Source organism: Pseudomonas sp. SBB6 (genome assembly GCF_024213215.1).
Classification (GTDB): Bacteria; Pseudomonadota; Gammaproteobacteria; order Pseudomonadales; family Pseudomonadaceae; genus Aquipseudomonas; species Aquipseudomonas donghuensis.
The window spans coordinates 217,197-234,776 of the sequence record NZ_JANAVH010000008.1 but is presented as its reverse complement, the minus strand read 5'-3'; the positions used below and the strand labels follow the sequence as shown (position 1 = coordinate 234,776).

General features: G+C 60.0%; 17 protein-coding genes and 1 pseudogene. 7 read left to right on the top strand and 11 right to left on the bottom strand.

Annotated elements, in window-relative coordinates; all coding sequences use genetic code 11:
- Positions 1–12: 12 nt before the first annotated feature.
- Entirely contained in the window at positions 13–1,341 is a 1,329-nt protein-coding gene (locus NLX68_RS17725; protein WP_254285050.1) for a DUF1302 family protein, read from the bottom strand.
- A 515-nt stretch (positions 1,342–1,856) separates the two neighbouring features.
- On the opposite strand from NLX68_RS17725, the gene NLX68_RS17720 reads away from it, so the two are divergent.
- A complete protein-coding gene (locus tag NLX68_RS17720) occupies positions 1,857–2,900 on the top strand; it encodes an NAD-dependent epimerase/dehydratase family protein (protein WP_254285049.1) in 1,044 nt (347 codons plus the stop codon).
- Here NLX68_RS17720 and NLX68_RS17715 read toward each other — a convergent pair.
- From NLX68_RS17715 to NLX68_RS17705, 3 genes are all read right to left on the bottom strand, one after another.
- Positions 2,815–3,222, bottom strand: a complete 408-nt coding sequence (locus tag NLX68_RS17715) for a MerR family transcriptional regulator (protein ID WP_254285048.1) — start codon at positions 3,220–3,222, stop codon at positions 2,815–2,817. The two genes, NLX68_RS17720 and NLX68_RS17715, sit on opposite strands and share 86 nt — an antisense overlap.
- 100 nt (positions 3,223–3,322) lie before the next feature.
- The gene (locus tag NLX68_RS17710; protein WP_254285047.1) at positions 3,323–3,517 is read right to left on the bottom strand and encodes a hypothetical protein; all 195 of its coding nucleotides are present in this window, start codon (positions 3,515–3,517) and stop codon (positions 3,323–3,325) included.
- 95 nt (positions 3,518–3,612) lie between these two features.
- Entirely contained in the window at positions 3,613–3,867 is a 255-nt protein-coding gene (locus NLX68_RS17705; RefSeq protein ID WP_254285046.1) for a helix-hairpin-helix domain-containing protein, read from the bottom strand.
- Between the two features lie 180 nt (positions 3,868–4,047).
- Here NLX68_RS17705 and NLX68_RS17700 point away from each other — a divergent pair, with 180 nt between their 5' ends.
- Complete coding sequence (locus NLX68_RS17700) at positions 4,048–4,254, top strand: YceK/YidQ family lipoprotein (protein WP_010225486.1); 207 nt, start codon at positions 4,048–4,050, stop codon at positions 4,252–4,254.
- Between the two features lie 326 nt (positions 4,255–4,580).
- On the opposite strand, the gene NLX68_RS17695 is transcribed toward NLX68_RS17700, so the two are convergent.
- Together NLX68_RS17695 and NLX68_RS17690 are read right to left on the bottom strand one after the other, a co-directional pair.
- Positions 4,581–5,573, bottom strand: coding sequence for a hypothetical protein (locus tag NLX68_RS17695; protein ID WP_254285045.1), 993 nt, complete (start codon positions 5,571–5,573; stop codon positions 4,581–4,583).
- A gap of 271 nt (positions 5,574–5,844) precedes the next feature.
- Positions 5,845–5,988, bottom strand: a pseudogene (locus NLX68_RS17690) (transposase); the annotation flags it as partial.
- A 196-nt stretch (positions 5,989–6,184) separates the two neighbouring features.
- Between NLX68_RS17690 and NLX68_RS17685 the strand changes: the two are divergent.
- Positions 6,185–6,703 (top strand): DUF1993 family protein, encoded by a 519-nt coding sequence (locus tag NLX68_RS17685; RefSeq protein ID WP_254285044.1) that lies wholly within the window; start codon positions 6,185–6,187, stop codon positions 6,701–6,703.
- 39 nt (positions 6,704–6,742) lie between these two features.
- On the opposite strand, the gene NLX68_RS17680 is transcribed toward NLX68_RS17685, so the two are convergent.
- The 3 genes from NLX68_RS17680 to NLX68_RS17670 all read right to left on the bottom strand — a co-directional run bounded on the left by NLX68_RS17680 (position 6,743) and on the right by NLX68_RS17670 (position 10,568).
- Positions 6,743–7,387, bottom strand: coding sequence for an acetyltransferase (locus NLX68_RS17680; RefSeq protein WP_254285043.1), 645 nt, complete (start codon positions 7,385–7,387; stop codon positions 6,743–6,745).
- Positions 7,388–7,877: 490 nt separating this feature from the next.
- Positions 7,878–9,410 (bottom strand): 4-hydroxyphenylacetate 3-hydroxylase family protein, encoded by a 1,533-nt coding sequence (locus NLX68_RS17675; RefSeq protein WP_254285042.1) that lies wholly within the window; start codon positions 9,408–9,410, stop codon positions 7,878–7,880.
- Positions 9,411–9,671: 261 nt separating this feature from the next.
- Positions 9,672–10,568, bottom strand: coding sequence for a LysR family transcriptional regulator (locus NLX68_RS17670; protein WP_254285041.1), 897 nt, complete (start codon positions 10,566–10,568; stop codon positions 9,672–9,674).
- 112 nt (positions 10,569–10,680) lie between these two features.
- Between NLX68_RS17670 and NLX68_RS17665 the strand changes: the two genes are divergently transcribed.
- Genes NLX68_RS17665 through NLX68_RS17650 form a run of 4 tightly spaced genes read left to right on the top strand, consistent with a single transcriptional unit; the run spans position 10,681 to position 15,583 of the window.
- The gene (locus tag NLX68_RS17665) at positions 10,681–12,150 is read left to right on the top strand and encodes an efflux transporter outer membrane subunit (RefSeq protein ID WP_254285040.1); all 1,470 of its coding nucleotides are present in this window, start codon (positions 10,681–10,683) and stop codon (positions 12,148–12,150) included.
- Positions 12,143–13,324, top strand: coding sequence for an HlyD family efflux transporter periplasmic adaptor subunit (locus tag NLX68_RS17660; protein WP_254285039.1), 1,182 nt, complete (start codon positions 12,143–12,145; stop codon positions 13,322–13,324). The genes NLX68_RS17665 and NLX68_RS17660 overlap by 8 nt, the downstream gene beginning before the upstream one ends.
- The gene (locus NLX68_RS17655) at positions 13,321–14,850 is read left to right on the top strand and encodes a DHA2 family efflux MFS transporter permease subunit (protein WP_254285038.1); all 1,530 of its coding nucleotides are present in this window, start codon (positions 13,321–13,323) and stop codon (positions 14,848–14,850) included. Before NLX68_RS17660 ends, NLX68_RS17655 begins: the two co-directional genes overlap by 4 nt.
- A gap of 13 nt (positions 14,851–14,863) precedes the next feature.
- A complete protein-coding gene (locus NLX68_RS17650) occupies positions 14,864–15,583 on the top strand; it encodes a siderophore-interacting protein (protein ID WP_254285037.1) in 720 nt (239 codons plus the stop codon).
- Between the two features lie 46 nt (positions 15,584–15,629).
- Here the strand turns inward: NLX68_RS17650 and NLX68_RS17645 are convergent, their stop codons facing one another.
- Positions 15,630–16,400 carry an FAD-binding oxidoreductase gene (locus NLX68_RS17645; RefSeq protein ID WP_254285036.1) on the bottom strand — a complete coding sequence of 257 codons (771 nt, stop codon included), beginning with the start codon at positions 16,398–16,400 and terminating at the stop codon, positions 15,630–15,632.
- 14 nt (positions 16,401–16,414) lie between these two features.
- On the bottom strand, positions 16,415–17,476 hold the full coding sequence (locus NLX68_RS17640) for a phenylacetate--CoA ligase (protein ID WP_254285035.1): 1,062 nt from the start codon (positions 17,474–17,476) through the stop codon (positions 16,415–16,417).
- Positions 17,477–17,580 lie beyond the last annotated feature (104 nt).

Genomic DNA, 17,580 nt, shown 5'->3' with positions numbered 1-17,580 from the left:
GTGAGAACGGTGTTAGAAGAAATAGTCGAGTTTCAACTGCAGGCGATCATTGTCATGGAATTGTCCGAACAGGCCATTCGGGTCGCCATGGAAGATGTCCAGGCCAATCGTGCCTTTGAAGCTTTTCGAAAACTTTGACGCATATTCCAGGCGAACGAGGCCATCGCCATCATTTATGTTGGTCAGCCATTGTGCTTCGAACGTGTCACGTTGGTGCATCAAGTCCTTGCGGTAGAGAAAGGTCATGATGTTGTCGACTTTATCGCGCGGCAAGTCGTCGTTGTGGTCGCCGAGGATACTTTGATAGAACTGCGCGCTGAGAACACTTTCGGTGACCCCGTAATAATCCAGGCCCACTACGTAGCTGGTCTCGTTGGTACGAAATCGGCCATTGACACTGGTCGGGTCATAGTCGATAACCGAACGGTGGGTGGCGTGCGCCAGTTCACTGCGCAAGACAAAGTCATTGATCGACGTACTGGCACTTGCACCGAACGTATGGGTACGCTCATAGCGTTCGCGCACAACGATCACCGGGCTCATGTTCTCCAGGGCCAGGCGTGTTTCGAAGAACGGCGCGTCGTTGTAGTGATACATGTAGTTGAGCGAGAAGTCCCATGACTCGACGCTGGTTGTCAGGGCCAGGCCGATGTCGGAATCCTTGAACGGCCGATCGGGACGTTCGGCCTTTCGCCGGTTGACCGGGATCGCCAGGCCAGCAGACGCTTGGGGGATCAGACGGCGCGAGCGAATGGCGAATTCGCCTTCGTTGTAGTTCGGAAAGTCAGTGTAGGTCTGGTCCGGAATCCACAGGACCTGCATGTCGAACGGGCCCACAGGAACCACGACATTGGCCATCCACAGGGGAATCCGCGCCTCCTCCGGATCCTCCAGGATGAACTCCCGGTAATTCATCGGGTTGACGATGTCCAGCACCGTGACGCCGTCCGCCTGACCCCACACCACTTGCTGCTTGCCAAGTGTCAGGGTGCCTTCTTCGCCTAGCGTATCTCTGAAGTAGGCCTCGCGCAGTTCGAACTGAAAAGGGTAGTTGTCGTAGATTTCACGGCCGTCGCTGATTGGCGAAAGTGCTGTTTGATCGGGTGCTCCCGGTTCAAGTTGGCCGCTCATGTTCCAGCGCAGTCGGGTGGAAAGAAAAAAGCGGGCATCGTTATCGGTTTGATAAGACAGGGCGTTGTAAAAGCGAAGTTCTGACTTTGAAAGTTTTTTCATCGCCAGGTTTTCGGCGGTCTGGTAAGAGATTTTTGAGTCGATGTCGAGCGTTCCAGCGAGCACAGTTACAGGCAACGCTGAAAGAGCGAAAGTTAATGCTTTTAACATGAAGCACGCCTTGGAACGAAGTGTTGCCTTTTTATGTTGCACACGCCGATGCCGCGCAGCGAAACCCTGCGCAAACTAGCGGTGTGGCAATTATTGTTGGATGACGTAGGAACGTCCGTGTGACGCGCTAAAGATCGACGTGTTTATAAGGTTGGCAAGCCATTGATGCGTCCGTGCATTGTCAGTCAGCGAGAGGGGGAATCGAGTTGTGTCGAAATGCTATCAGTGGCGCCGACTTAACTCAATCGGTGTGTTTCGAAATGTTTTAGTGAAAAACCGCATTCATCTGCCCTTAAGGGCAGATGCTCAAGGCCCTGTTTTATATGGCTTTTATTTTTACTTGGAACGGTCGTCTCATATTATCTCTTATAAATAAGTTGCACTGTAGATGTATCAAAATGTTTCTTGGCATGAAGTTAGAACTACTGTCCCAGTAGGCGCTTGACTATGCCCCTAGGGACAGACTTTAAGCTGTGGCGATTGAATGCGGCAGGGTTGCGTCACAAGGAGGTTTAGTGAGCAAGTTGTGTCTGGTGACAGGTGCCAATGGGCATCTGGGGAATACTCTGGTCAGGGCGTTGCTCGACCAGGGCTACCGTGTGCGGGCCGGCGTGCGCGATACGACAAGGACCGAACCCTTCGACGGGCTGGATTGCGAGCTCGTCTATGCTGAATTGCAGGATGAACCGTCCCTGCTCAAGGCCATGGCGGGGGTCGAGGTGCTGTTCCAGGTGGCTGCGGTTTTCAGGCATTGGGCCAGGCGGCCAGAAGCCGAGATCGTCGAACCCAATGTGCGGGGTACGCGCAATGCGTTGCAGGCAGCGTCTCGCTCGGGCGTGAAACGGGTCGTGTACGTCAGCTCGGTGGCCGCGATCGGGCATGATGGTGAACCGCTGGATGAGGACACCTGGAACGACGAGGCCGAAAACGCTTACTACAAGTCGAAGATCCTCGCCGAGCGAATGGCCTGGCAGACTGCCCGGGAACTGGACCTGTGGATGGTCTCGGTCTTGCCCTCGGCCATGATCGGGCCCAATGCGACGCAACTGACCGACACCATGAACTTTCTCGAATCCGTGCGCCAACATCAGATGCCACTGGACCCGGGGTTTCACTTCAATTTCGTCGATGTGCGTGACGTCGCCCAGGGCTTGATTCTGGCGGCGCAAAAGGGCCGGGCAGGGCAGCGCTACATCCTCGCGAACGAGCGCTCCTCGTCACTGGCCGATCTGCTGGAGGCGGCCAATGCCCTGGTGCCGGGGTATCGTCAGCCACCGCGAGCACCGCGCTGGTTGCTGATGTGTGTCGCCTGGGTACAGGAGCGGATAGCGAGCCTGACCGGCAGGCCGGCTCAGCTGCTGCTGAGCCAGGTACGCCTGTTCCATGATGTGCGCCAGGAGTACAGCATCGCGAAGGCGCGCCGGGAACTGGGCTTCAGCCCGCGGTCCCCGGACGATAGCCTGAGGTCGGCGTTCAGCTATCTTGGCAGGCGAGCGATCCAGCCGTACGAGGACATACCTGGGTTTGCTGGCCGAACAGCGCGTTCATCTCGCCTTTGAGTTCGACCAGGTGGCGGTCCAGCGCCTGTAACGTTGCGATCTGCTCACTGACCTGTTGGCGCTTGGCGTCGACAGCGTCGTTGGCCAGCGCCAGCGGGAAGGTTTTCAGTGCGTTTTTTGCCGCGATCAGGGGGCTCATCTCTGCCAGCTTGAACCCGGCGGTCTGTGCCTTGCGGATGAGATGGACCATTTCCAGGTGATGGGCATTGTACAGGCGGTACCGGCCCTGACGTTCTGGCTCGTTGATCAGGCCCAGCTGTTCGTACAGTCGGATGGCTTTCGGTGTGCAGCCAGTCAATTCGGCGAGTCTTCCAATGAACATCGAATAATTCCTTTGTCAGAAACTGCAGATTCTACGGCCGTTTGCACGGGGGCGGGGCCCCCACGGGAGAGAAAATCCATAGGCAATCAGCCGCAGAAAATCACCCGTTACCGTCGTTGGAATCAAGCGCGCGCGCTCGCAAGAAGCCGGTAGCGAACGAAGCGTGTGCCGCCGACCTCGACTTCTCCATCAGGGCGAAACCCAAGGGCATGTGGCGCAAGACACCGGGGTTGTTGTTGAGATCGATGATATCGGCGCTGCTGATTTCACTGAGTCGCTTGAATTGCAGGTCCATGCGTTGCCTTTTTACCGTCGATAACCCCGTCTGAACGTTATCTGGTCACCATTGGAAAGGCGCTGGTTGGCACCTGCGCAGATGATCGAACCAGGCTAACCGGCGGGCGAGTGTTCTGGAGTGCGTCTCGCAAGGTCAACGGCGGCGGTAATGGCTGCTCGGGCTTGAGGGCTGTTCTTCCAGCAGGTCGAGCCTAGTGCGGCTGATGCGTGAGCCAGGATGTCACTGACGTCCGCTTTGCCGAGCGCTGCCAGCGATTCAATACCCATTTGCTCGAGGCGGCTAATAACGGTTGGGCCTACGCCCTTGAGCGCGAGCAGTGCGGTTCGCTCCCTCGGTGGAAATGGCATCTGAGAAATCCTTTTCTGGGCATGAGTCTCTGAAAGACTGCCCTATGTTTGAGATTGTCTCAAGCCGAGCAGTCTGGATCGCTGGTTGCCGTTGGGTGCGCAGTGGGGGGCAAGGTGGGTGACTAATTTTTCACGATAGCGTCTATAGGACAGACAACGGAAAAGTAATAAGGACATTACATGCTACAGAAGCTCATGTTGATTTTGGCCATCTCACAAGTGGGTGGCTGTGCCTGGACTGCAGCAGTTTCCCACGGTTCGTATGACTGCTATGAGGGGCTCGAGGTTGAATATCAGCTCGCACAGTTTATTGGTCCGCTTGTGCTCCTGGATTTGCCGTTCACCTTCGTTGCCGATACCGTTTCGCTACCGCTGTGCTGGTACTGATCACAATGGGCATCCCTGGCCCTCTTGTCGGCGCAGTTCGAGAGGCTCATGCAGCGTACTAGGTACTCTAGGAGAGGATGCCAGCATATCGTTGCGTGAGAGTTCTTCAGCACACACTCGCACCCATTTATCTTAAATGATAGTGGCTCGGTCAAGTGATTATTTAGTATGGTTATTTGTGGAGAGCGAGGGGGAGTGTGAACTACCTTCGGCTTAGGTGACTGTAATGCTTGAAATACAGACCAGCAGATGCTTCCCAAAACGATCAGCAACCAATTCGCAGGCTGCATCAGGGGCGCCGTACCCATGCAGCACTATTATAGATATTATTTACGTGAAACCTCTGTCGCAAATTGCTTCAGGGAATCATATACCTTCTGCTCATACACCCCAGGAGAAAAAGGAACTGAGTTTGAAAAATATGCCTTACCCCGAACATCAGCGACATAAATAGTAGCGGGGGATACGTTGCCCAGAAAAGTCTTGAATCGCTGTCGATCTGCAGGGTTCATTGACTGCAATTCTTCGGATTGAAAGCGCACCACTTTAAATGTTTTTGATTGAAGTTCAGCCATGTCTGCTGACTTTTCATAACCGCTCAATTTCATCGTGACGTCTAAGTAATTCCCGTCTCCTAGATTTGCGCGCAATAAGCCTTGAGGCTTCAGGGATGTCGCACCAGAGCCTCTGTTACCAATTGCTGCAGTAACTTCAAGCCTCGCCAAGTCAGGAAGAGTCGTGTCTTGGTATACAGCCCACTGCTTTTCGGCTTTCTCAAATCTCGCTATAGATTCAGCCACCTTCTCCCTATTGTCTTTCATCGTTTTCCGAAATATTTCGAGCAACTCCTGAGTTTTATCCCCTTCCCCAGGGAAAGGCGTGAAATCCATGTCCGAATATCGTCTTATTGCATTGCTCAACACATTTTCCTTGTCGGTTCCTGAATCGACAGCCGAATTAACCTGACGCTCCACTCTATCCATTTCGGCCAGCGTTGCCGCGAAAGACGATTTCCGAATTTGCATCTGACGCTGGATTTCCTCTACCGCAATTCCATTGTCCTGCTTGATAAAGAAAAAACTACGACTTGAATCTATACCGAGAACGACGGCCAGATCAGATAGTTCAGGGATTCTTGCCAGGTCTAGTGGTTTAGAACTAGTGGTAGTGACAGACGTAATTTCAACTGTCACGTCCGGCTGTTTGAAATCCGTAAAATTCGCTGCAAAAGCTATGACCGACACCACTACCCCGGTGAAAAATCCCCATAGGCCTCGCAATATACCTCTGGTGCCCTTGATGATGCCGTTAATAGCCATAGTCGATCACTATTAGTAAGTACCATGTATCACGAATTCGTAACAGGCTGCATCACAATTTCACTACTAATTTATCTGGCTGTGTTCAGCGGAAAACTCCATCATCCGCTTTCCAGTCTATCGCCTACCGTTCCCTGACGGTGTCACTTGGTAGCCGATCACTCAAAATAGCATAGACGCTTTTTTGATTTTGTATTCACTAAAATGAAGCCAACTAAAACAGCTGCTAGACCGTTGACCAGAGCCCGAAACGCTCGGGCATGTCCCGCTATGCGGCACCGGAGCAAATTACCCACAGCACACCGTTGAGCATCAGTCGGTCACCTGCTCTCGGGCGTCCGCTGCGCCTGGGCTGCACGAAGAGATCTGCAAGCAGCTCCCAGGCTGCATCAGGGATTTTGTACCGCTTGACCATCGCCTTCGATGGGCGCGAACTCTAACGAATCTCAGCGTTTAGGTGCGGCGGCAGAGGTTTCAAAGGATTTCATGCAGAACCCAGCCACTACTGGCGCGTGAGCCACAGCCCTCTGCTAGGATTCAACGCGCTGGCTGGCAGTGAGAAAGGTTGATCGCTTGAGCCTGCGTTGAAAATGACTACTTAGGGAAGAGGTATGTCGGTCTACTCAGTAACCATCCCCTGTTTTGCACAGATGTTGCGGTCCTTATCAACGCTTTTGTCCAAAGGCGAGGCTTGCGCCGGCGAGCGCGGCTACGACCCGCAGATTTTGCTTGAAGCCAGGCTTGCAGCGGATATGCACACGCTAGCCCGGCAAGTTCAGTATGCGTGTACTCAAGCGCTGGAGGCGGTTCAGCGGCTTACCCAACAGCCTCTGGAAGCGCTCGCTACGCCTGAAAACATGGCGGCAGCGCAGGCATTGATCGAGCGCACGCTGGTGACTCTGGCTACTGTGGATCGCGCCCAGGTAGAGGCAGGCGCGCAGCGCCCGATCGCTATCGAGCTCGCCAATGGCATCACGTTCGACATGACAGGCAACGAATACGCAGTGAATTGGGTCACGCCACAGTTCTACTTTCATCTCGTCACGGCATACAACATTCTGCGTCATAACGGCGTACCGCTGGGGAAAGCCGATTACGTACCGCACATGTTCGCCTACCTGCGACAGTGACCCCGCCCTTGCCCATGCGAGGCTCATCCATCAACCGCCTCAGGTGGTTCTCAGCAAGGGTTTGGCCGGATTGCCCACTACGGTTACCCCAGCGGCAACGCTCTTGGTCACAACGGCACCCATGCCAACAATAGCGCCTTTGCCAATAACCAGCGGTTTGCTTGAGGTGCCCTGCTTGATGATCGCACCTGTGCCGATGTAGGCATGATCTTCGATGTGCACATTGCCATTGCAATGAACATTTGGGGCAAAGGTGACGTAATCGCCGATGACACAATCATGCGCCACATAACTGTAAATGTTGGCGTGGAATTGCTTGCCTATTTTTATATTGGAGGTCAGGTGGGTGAAGTGGCAGAGTATTGCGCCTTCGCCCAGCTCGACCGAATCTAAAATGATTGAGCTGGATGCTGTTACCGACGCGATGTCCAGGTGGTCTTGCCGGCACTTGGCTTCGAGCGCTTCACGGGCGGTGCTGCTGCCAATGGCAAGGATTACAGATTTCCCGGTGTGGGCCAGGTCCACGTATTCTTGGTAGGTGTAGACCGGGCAGCCGTTGGCTTGTTGTTCTTCTGCTTCGTCAACGATAAAGCACAGTTGCTCATCTGGGTATTGCGCGCGAACCAAGGGTAAAACTTCGCGGCCGAAACCGCCTGCGCCATAAATACCAATCATTTTTTGCATGGATTGCTGCTCTATTTGTATAAACAGAAAATACAGGAGTTTGTTATTGCTTGATCAGCGATGAGCCTATTGATGCTGCCAGCAAAATTGTATGGTTTTTACCCGGTGCCCGCCATCCGGGCGCAAGGCAGCCGTCCTGGCCAGGTCGCCGATCAGGTTCAATTTGCACGGCAGTCGGGCCTGGAGGGGTTATCGGCCAGGGCGTCGATGGCAATAGGGCGGGTAGGGTGCGGCGAGGGAGAGCGACGGCGTTCAGGCGCTACGTTGCACCGCCTGCAACCGTGCAATGGACTTTTGCACAGAACGCAGCCGACAAGCTGGAAATGTTCTTCTAAGGTGTATTCATCAGCAGCGCTGAAAGGATTCACACATGGAGGTGTGCATACACTCAAGCGTGCGGTGCACGCGTGAGGGGGCTGCATCCACAGGCGGGATTGGCCTGTGGGCGGCAGCCCCTCGACGACAACGAACGTTCAGTTACGCGGCGGCCTCAACGTGCCGCGTAGGCCTTTTTGAAGTCCGGGGCGGTCCAGCCATTGAGGTCGTACTCGGCCATGCACTGTTCGGCCAGGGCGCGCATTTGCTCGGTGCGCCCGGAATGGCTGGCGATGTGCAGGGTGTCGAGGCGGCTCTTCTCGTAGCTGCCGGAGTAGTTGACCTCGTACAGTTCGTGGCGCGAACCGAATTCGGTGCCGATCGCGTCCCACAGCAGCTTGAGGGTCTTGGCGCGTTCTTCGGCGTCGATGCCATTGGAGCCGCGGGCGTACTGGTCCAGGAACGGTCGCACCTCGGGGTTGAGGAAGTCCTTGGCGTGGGACGGCAGGTAGATCAGGCCGCTGGCCACGGTCTTGCGGATCAGGTTGATCACCCGGCTGTAGGCATCGCCAGCGGTGGCGCGGTAGGCCAGTGCCGATTCCAGGTTGGGCAGCAGGAATTCCTCGTTCCAGTTTTCGGTGCGATAGGCCATGGAGTCGGACAGTCCCCAGAGCATGTGGCGCAAGGCGATGGCTTCGCCCACTGCCCCCTGAACGCCCTGGAAGTCACGGGTACCGCAGATTTCCACGGCCTTGAGGAACAGCCCGCAGATGAAGTCCATCTTTACCGCCAGGCGGGTGCAGCCGTGCATCAGGGTGCGGCCGAAGAAGCCGGATTTCTGAATGAAGCTGTTGGACATCTCCACGCCATACATGAACACGTCCTGCCACGGCACGAAGGCCCGGTCGAAGATCAGGATGCAATCGTTCTCGTCCATGCGGCTCGACAGCGGGTAGTCGAACGGGCTGCCGTTCTTGCTCGCCGCCTGCTCGTAGGAGGTCCGGCAGATCAGCTTCACGCCCTTGGCACCGGTGGGGATCATGAAGATCGGCGAGTACTTCTTGTCCTGGTACATGACGTTGTAGTGGGCAACGAAGGTGTACTGGGTCAGTGCCGCGCCGGTGGCCACCACCTTGGCGCCGCTGATGTAGAGACCGTCCGCGGTTTCTTCGTCGACGCGTACGAAGACGTTGGAGGTGTTCGGGTCCTGGTTGCGGTCCACCGGCGGGTTGACCACGGCATGGTTGATGAACGGCAGGCGTTCACGGCTGAAGTTGTACCAGCGGGTGGCGTTCTCGGCGTACTCGCCATAGAGGTCGCGGTTAGGACCGAAGGTGCCGATCCAGGCGCCTTTGAAATCCGGGGTGCGGCCCATCCAGCCATAGCTCAGGCGTGCGGTTTCGGCGATCGCATCGCGCGCGGCGACCTGTTCTTCGACCGTGCGCGGCGCCTGGAAGAAGCGGTGGCAGCGCAGGCCGGGAGCACCATCGATCTCAATGGTGAGTTTGTCGCGCAGCTTGGGGTCATGCAGCGCATCGTAGAAGCGCGCATTCATCAGCGCCGCGTTGCGAAACGCAGGGTGTTCGGTGACATCCTCGACCCGCTCGCCGTTGATCCAGACTTCCCTGCCATCCCTCAGGCTTGCCAGGTACTCCTGCGAGGTTTGAAGGCCCCGACGATCAAGAGAGAAGCCATTACGATCCATCATTAGTCTGCTCCGGTATCAATAAAACCACGCGCACTGGTTGCCCATTGGCGGCGCGCCGTTGTTATGGGGTTAATGCTGGTTTGCACGGACGACAACTTAGAGAGAAGTGTGACGGTATGTAAATTTCTAAACACGCAATCTACGATTGCTTGGAGGAGGGGTTGTGGGCGCTTTTTGTCGCTGGCTACTGTGGGCGGTTTTTTTGTCTGAGGGGGTGGCTGCGGGGCGCTCGCATTTGGCGCCCATCGCAGAATAGCCGATTTAGCTGCAGGAGCACTCCTGCACCAGTTGGCGCAACCAACGATGTACCTGGTCGTTGTTCACGCGTGGGTGCCAGGCCTGGCAGAACTCGCCGCCGGGGGTCTCCAGCGGTAGCGGGAAAATGTGCAGCGGCAGCAGCGGCAGCGACCATTCGACGAAGCGTCGCGGGATCACCGCAATCATGTCCGAGGAACTGGCCAGTTGCATGGCCGCCTGAAAGCCCGGGACCACCAACTGCACCTTGCGTTGCAGGCCGACCTTTTCCAGCTCCAGGTCCAGCGGCCCGCGGGTGCGGCCGCGGCGTGACACCGACAGGTGAGGGAAGGCCACCAGGTCCGCGGCGCTGACGCTGCTCTGGCGCGCGAGGGGGTGTTGGTTGTTGACCACGCCGACGAAGGTGTCGATGTACAGGCGCTGCTTGTAGACCTCGGGCCCCAGGGGGCCGGCGATGCCGATGTCGAGGTCGATCAGGCCGTCGCGCAAGGCGGCGACATCCTCGTTGCCCTGGGACATGAAACTCAAGGTCACATGCGGGGCCTGTTGCGCCACCCGTTGGCTCAGGCGCAGGGCCCAGGCACCGGTGAAGCCGTCCTCGGTGCGCAGGGTGAATACTCGCTTTACCGTGCCCAGGTTGAGCTTCTGTTTGGTGCCCAGCACATTGCGCGCCTCTTCGAGCAGGTTGTGCACCTGAGGCGCCAATTCCAGTGCCAGGGGGGTGGGCACAAGGCGGCGTCCGGCAAGCACGAACAGCGGGTCGCCCATGGCCTCGCGCAGGTTCGACAGGCGCCGGCTCATGGCCGGGATGCTCAGGTTCATGCGCTCGGCGGCGCCGGTGACGCTGCCTTCGCGCAGCATCGAATCGAAGGTCAGTAGCAGGTTCAGATCAGGTAGGTTCATTGCACGCTCCTTGTTGCAAGAAACGCAAGTCTAGTCTCGGTTAATTGCAATTTTCAATATGCCAGGGGCTACCTATCATCCCGTTGCAACCCAACCCTCCAAGGATGTTGTGATGGAACCCTCTCATTCGATTCAGCATTGGCTGGCGGTCTGTCTGCTGTTGGCATTGCCCGGCTGCGTCAGCCCTGGGCATAGCCCCGAACCGCCAAAACCCTTGTCACCCGAACAGCTCGAAGCCGGTCTGGACATCGAGCACGCCGCGACCCAGCCCGCATCCCAGGCGGATGATCGCTGGTGGCTGAGCTTCAACGACGCCGACCTCGATCGCCTGCTGGCTGCCGCCCTGGACACATCGCCAAGCCTGGCGATTGCCAGTGCGCGCATCGACCGGGCACAAGCCGACGCCGGCATCACCCTGGCCAACACCCGGCCGAATCTGTCGGCCATGACCCAGATCCTGCGCAGCCAGGATTCGCAGAACTACAAGACCGGCGCCAATGAAGCCGGGGTCTGGCACACCGATGGCCAAGCGCTGCTGCAAGGGCGTTACAACCTCGACCTGTGGGGCCTGAACCGGTCCCTGAACGAAGCGGCGGTGGGCAGCCTGCGCGCCGCCCAGGCCGATCAGGCGGTGGCCCGTCTGGCGCTCAGCGGCAGCCTGGTGGAAACCTGGTTTGCCCTGGGCGGCGTGCTCGAGCAGCAGGCCATCGTCAACCAGACCCTGGAGCAGCGCCGCAGCATCCTGCGCCTGAGCGAAGACCGGCTGAAATCCGGTCTGGGCACCCAGGTCGACGTGGTGCGGGCACGGGGACCGATCCCGTTGCTCGAAGCCGAGCAGGCGCGCCTGCAAGGCGCCGCCCGCGGCTATCAACTGCGCCTGGCGGCCCTGGCCGGCAAGGGCCCGGGCTGGGGCGAGCAATGGCAGCCCAAGGTCGCCGACCCCCGGCGTAGCGTGGCCTTGCCGGGGCATCTGCCTGCCGAGCTGATCGGTGGCCGGCCTGATGTGGTCGCCCAGCGTTGGCGCGTCGAAGCGCAAGGCAAACGCATTGGCGCGGCGCGTGCGGCGTTCTACCCGAACATCGACCTGCTCGCATTCGCAGGCTTTCAGAGTTTCAGTTTTCAGAACCTGTTCCACCACGACAGCCGCACCTATGGCGTGGGCCCCGCGGTGACCTTGCCGATCTTCGACGCCGGGCGTCTGCGTGGCCAGTACCGGGCGCAGCAGGCCGGTTACGCCGAAGCGGTGGCCAGTTACAACCAGACCCTGGTCAATGCCCTGAGCGAAGTGGCCGGGCATGTCTCGCAACTGCGCGCCATCGAAGGCCAGCGCCTGAAAACCGTGCAGGGGCTGGATGAGGCCGAACAGGTCTACGACCTGGAAAACCTGCGTTACCGGCAAAGCCTCACCGATTTTCTGCATGTGCTCGACGCCCAGACCCGGGTGCTCGATACGCGCATGCAACTGGTCCAGTTGAAGACCTCGGCGCTGCAAAACCATGCCGGCCTGCTGCGCGCGCTTGGCGGCGGCTGGAAAGAAGCTGATCAGAACTCCACTACGCTTGCAGGAACCTCCCATGACTGACGCCACCCAAACCCCAGCCCCGGCTCCGGCCAAGTCGCGCCGCGGCCCGATTTTCCTGCTCATCACCCTGGTCGCCCTGGCGGCGGCCGTGGCTGCCGCCCTGTGGTACTGGGTATATGGCCGCCTCTATGAAAGCACCGACAACGCCTATGTGCGTGGCGACGTGGTGCTGATTTCCGCCCAGGTGCGCGGCACGGCCACTGCGGTGAATATCCAGAACACCGATACGGTCAAGGCCGGTGACACCCTGGTCGAAATCGACCCGGCCGATGCGCGCCTGAGCCTGGACGCCGCCACCCACCAACTGGCCCTGACCGTACGCACGGTCAACAGCCTGTTCGCCGAAGAAAGCGACCTGACCGCCCAGGTCAAGCTGCGCCAGGCCGAAGCCAACCGGGCCAATCAGGACCTGCAACGGCGCCGTTCAGTGATTGCCCAGGGCGGGGTGTCCGGGGAAGACCTGCACCACGCCGAGGAAGCTGCGCAGATCGCCCAATCCGGCCTGCGCGCGGCCGAGGCCAAACTGGTCGGCCTGCAGGCGCGGATCCAGGGCACCACCGTGGAAAACCATCCGCAGGTGGCCGCTGCTGCCGAGCGTGTGCGTGAAGCCTACCTGGCGCTGGCGCGGACCAAGGTCCCGGCGCCGGTGGACGGCCTGATTACCAAGCGCGCGGTGCAAGTGGGCCAGCACATCGAACCGGGTACTGTTCTGATGGGCCTGGTGCCGCTGGACAAGGTCTGGGTCGAGGCCAACTTCAAAGAGTCGCAACTGGGCCAGATCAAGGTCGGCCAGCGTGTCGAACTGTTTGCTGACCTGTATGGCGAGAGCGTGGTCTACCACGGCCGCATCCAGGGTATCGAAGCCGGCAGCGGCGCAGCGTTCGCCACCATCCCGGCGCAGAACGCCACCGGCAACTGGATCAAGGTGGTGCAACGGGTACCGGTGCGCATCGCCCTGGACCGCGAAGAAGTGTTGCGCCACCCGCTGCGCATCGGCCTGTCGATGACCGCCAAGGCCACCCTGGGTGAGTCGGACGAGCAGGCCCCCACCAGCGTCCAGGACAACACCGAGGTCTACGGCAACATCGGTAGCGGCAGCGAGGCGCTGGTCAACCGGATCATCGCCGAGAACCTGCAAGTATCGAAACTGAGCGTCTCGAGGAACGATCGATGAGCAGCGCCAAGCGTCCCATCGAGCCATTGAGCGGTGGCACGCTGGTCCTCGGCGCGCTGGCGATCGGCATGGCCAACTTCATGATGGTGCTCGACACCACCATCGCCAACGTCGCGGTGCCGACCATTTCCGGCAACCTCGGCGTGGCCCCTGACCAGGGCACCTGGGTGCTGACTTCGTTCAGCATCTCCCTGGCCATCGGCCTGCCGCTCACCGGCTGGCTGGCCCAGCGCTTCGGCCAGGTCAAGCTGTTCCTCAGCGCCGTGGTGCTGTTCGTGCTGGCCTCGGTGTGCTGCGGCCTGGCCCCGAACCTGACTTCGCTGCTGGTGTTTCGGGTATTCCAGGGCGCCGTTTGCGGCCCCTTGGCGCCGTTGTCCCAGGCGCTGCTGGTGGCGATCTTTCCGCCTGCGCGGCGTACAACGGCGTTGGTGGTGTGGTCGATGACCACCTTCCTGGGGCCGGTGTGCGGCCCGATCCTCGGCGGCTACCTGACCGATAACATCAGTTGGCCGTGGATCTTCTATATCAACGTGCCGGTTGGCATCTTCATCCTGCTGACCCTCGGCCAGGTGCTGAGCGGGCGGGACAACCCCACGCGCAAGCTGCCGGTGGATGTGGTCGGCCTGCTGCTGCTGATGGTTGCCGTGGGTTCGTTGCAGATCCTGCTCGACAAGGGCCAGGACCTGGACTGGTTCTCTGCCACGCCGATTCGTGTCCTGGCGGTCATTGCCGTGCTGGGGTTCGCCTCCCTTATTACCTGGGAGCTAACTGCGCAACACCCGATTCTCGACCTGCGCCTGTTCAAGGAGCGCAACTACGCCATCGGCACCCTGAGCGTGAGCCTGGGCTTTGCCCTGTACTTCGCCTCGCTGGTGTTGGTGCCGTTGTGGCTGCAAACCGAAATGGGCTACACCGCGACCTGGGCCGGTATCGCCACCGCACCCCTGGGGATCGCCGGGGTGGTGCTGGCGCCCTTCATCGGCAGGCTGATGCAGCATACCGACGCGCGGGTACTGGCGAGCATGGCGTTCATTTGCTGGATCGGCGCATCACTGTGGCGCATGTACTTCGAGACCAACCTGGACATTCAGTTCATCGGCTGGAACTCGGTGCTGATGGGCGCCGGCACGGCGTTCCTGTTCACCCCGCTGGTGGCGATCTCGCTGTCGCGCCTGCCACCGGAGAAAATTCCGGCGGCCCTCGGCTTGCAGAACGCCCTGCGCATGACCGGCGCCAGCTTCGCGGTGTCACTGGGCCCTGCGTTCTGGGATCACCGGGCACGCCAGCACCAGGTCGACCTGGCCGAGCGCATGACGCCGTTCGACCACTGGAGCGCCCAGGCCCAGGACAACCTCAACTCGCTCGGGCTGTCGGCCCAGGGCGCCCTGGAGTCGTTGGCGCGAACCATCGACCGGCAGGCGCATATGCTGGCCCTGAACGATTTCTCCCTCGCCAGCGCATGGCTGTTCTGCGCTGTTCTGGCCATTGTCTGGCTGGCCCGTTCACCCAAGGCGAAAGCCAAGTAAATCTGGAGTATTCATGTTCGAGTTCCGCAAGAAGTTGAAATACAACCTCGATGTGATCGATATCCGCGATGTCACGCCGCTGGTGCGGCGTGTTACCTTCAAGGGCGACCTGTTCGCCACCGCGCTTCCGTGCCAGCCTTCGCAGTGGCTGAAGCTGTTCCTGCCCAGTGGCGGCAGCCAGGTCAGCCGGGCCTACACCATCCGCCGGCACTACCCGCAGTCGGGTAATGTCGATATCGACTTCGTGCGCCATGACCATGGCCCGGCCGGACGTTGGGCCGAGCAGGCACAGTTCGGCGATCAGATTGGTTGCTCGGCGTTGCGAGGTGGGTTTCAGCCCCAGGAAGATGCCGAGTGGATGCTGCTGGCCGCAGACGAAACCGGCACCCCGGCGGTGATGAGCATCCTTGAGAGCCTGTCGCCGGGAGACCGCGCCCTGGTGGTGCTGGAGGCCGAAACCATGACCGAACTGCAAGCGCTGGATTCGCTGGCCGCAGTCAATTGCGAGTGGTTCTTCCGCGATGAGCATCCCGCCGGTAGCAATCTGTTGCTGCAGGGTATCGACCGTCTGCAATTGCCGTCGGGGGTCGGGCAGTTCTGGATCGCCGGCGAAGCGCAGTGCGTCAATGAGGTGCGTGACTACCTCACCGAGGCCTGTTCGATTCCACGTCGATTGGTCCGCAGCAAGGGCTACTGGATGCGCGGCGTCGCCGACCATCGCGACCGCGATTGAGCGAACGATCGTCTTGCGCTGCCAGGCAGCGCAAGGCCCGCGCGGTTCAGGAAGGCAACGCCTCGCGCAGAGGCTGTGGCTCGGCAAAACGTTCGAAATGCAGGCGCTCGGCTGCCAGGCCGTAATCCTTCAGCGCCCCACCCACCGTCTCGACCATGGCCTGTGGGCCACAGATAAAAGCCGCGTCGAGCAGGCTGACGTCGACCCATTCACGGAACAGGCAATCACAGGTGGCGATGTCCAGGCGCCCGGACGGTAGCCCGTTGTTGTTGGCTTCACGGCTGAACAGCAGGATCAATTGCAGACGTTCTGCATACACCCCCTTCAGTGCCTCCAGGCGTTCGCCAAACAGCATGCTGGCGCGGTCGCGGCTGCCATAGACCAGGGTGAAGCGGCTGCGCTCATCGTTTTCCAGGGTGGTCTTGATGATCGGCAGCAGCGCCGTGATGCCGCTGCCTGAGGCCATGCCCAGGCAGTGATGGACCTGCGCCTGTGGCTCAGGACGGTACGACGAGCCTGCGGGTGGCATCACCAGCAATGCGTCGCCCACTGCCAGTTGGGTGTTGGCGTAGCTTGAGAAACGCCCCTGGGGCACATGCTTGATGGCTACGCGCAGTTCACCGTCGGTGGGGGCGCTGAAAATCGAATAAGAGCGCCGTACCGCTTCACCTTGCAACTGTGCCTCCAGTTGCAGGTACTGGCCCTGCTGGAAGCGGTAGGTCGAGGCCAGGTGCGCTGGCACCTCAAAGGCAATCGAGACGGTGTCGGCGCTCTCGCGGCGGATATCGGCGACTTTCAGTTGGTGCATCGTAGTCATTGACCGGGTCCTGTTCAGGCGCTCTGGCGCAAGGTAGTGGCGCTGTTGCCGGTGAGGCGTTCAAGGCGGCGCATGCTGCGGGTGGTACCCGGCAGCAAGCGGCCGATATCGCCGGTGCGGTAACGGATCATCGGTAGGGCCTCGCGGCTCAGGCTGGTCAGTACCACTTCGCCGAAGCTGCCATCAGGCAGCGGTGTGCCGCTGTCCGGGTCGATGATTTCCGGGTAGAAGTGGTCTTCCCAGAGGGTCACGCCGTCGCGGGTTTCCAGGCATTCCATGCCGATACCCGGGTCCATCAGTGCCGGTACGCCGTAGAGTGCCAGGGTCTGGATGCCCAGGCGCTGTTCGAGCTCCTGGCGCAGGGCGCTGCTGCAGGGTTGCGGGCCGATCAGGGCCATGCGCAGGGACAGTGCCGACGCCGCGATGTTCTGGCGCTCCAGTTCGTTGGCCAGGGCCAGCAAGTGGGAAGGCGTGGCGATGAGCATCTGCGGCTGGAAGTCACAGAGCAGGCGGACCTGCTGGCCGGCCTGGCGCGCCGCCAGGGGGATCAGCGCACAGTTCAGGCGCTCGGCGCCCAACTGGATGCCGCCGCTGGCACCCAAGGCGTCCTGCCCGCCGAGCACGTACAGTCGGTCGCCGGCATGGGCACCGGCGGCGCGCAACGAGCGCGCGACCAGCGCCGCCCAGACCTCCTGGTCGTTGCGCGTGTAGCCAATCACCGGCGAGCGGGCGCTACCGTCGTTGCAGGCCTGCAGGCGCACGACCTGGTGCGCAGGTACGGCGAACAGTTCGAACGGATAGTGATGTTGCAACTCGGCATTGCCGATGAAGGGAAAGCGGGCGAGGTCTTCCAGCTGCTGGAGATCCTCGGGGTGCAGCCCCTGGGCTTCGAACTGATGGTGGTACCAGGGCACGTTGCGCCAGGCATGCTTGAGCGACCAGCGCAGGCGGCGCAGTTGCACGTCGCGCAGCTGGTCGAGGCTGCAGGTTTCCAGGGTGTCGCGGTGGGCCAGGGCGCGCAGGCGCTGTTCGTTCAGGCCTAGGGTGCTGGCGTCGAGCTGTGTGTTGGCGTTCATCTTCCAAGTCCGTTTGGCGCGTCGACCGTTAGGCAAGCATGCTATGACGGGAGGGGGAGGATGGCTACTCGCATTGGCCGGGCCGCCAGGGGCCTGGAGGCGGC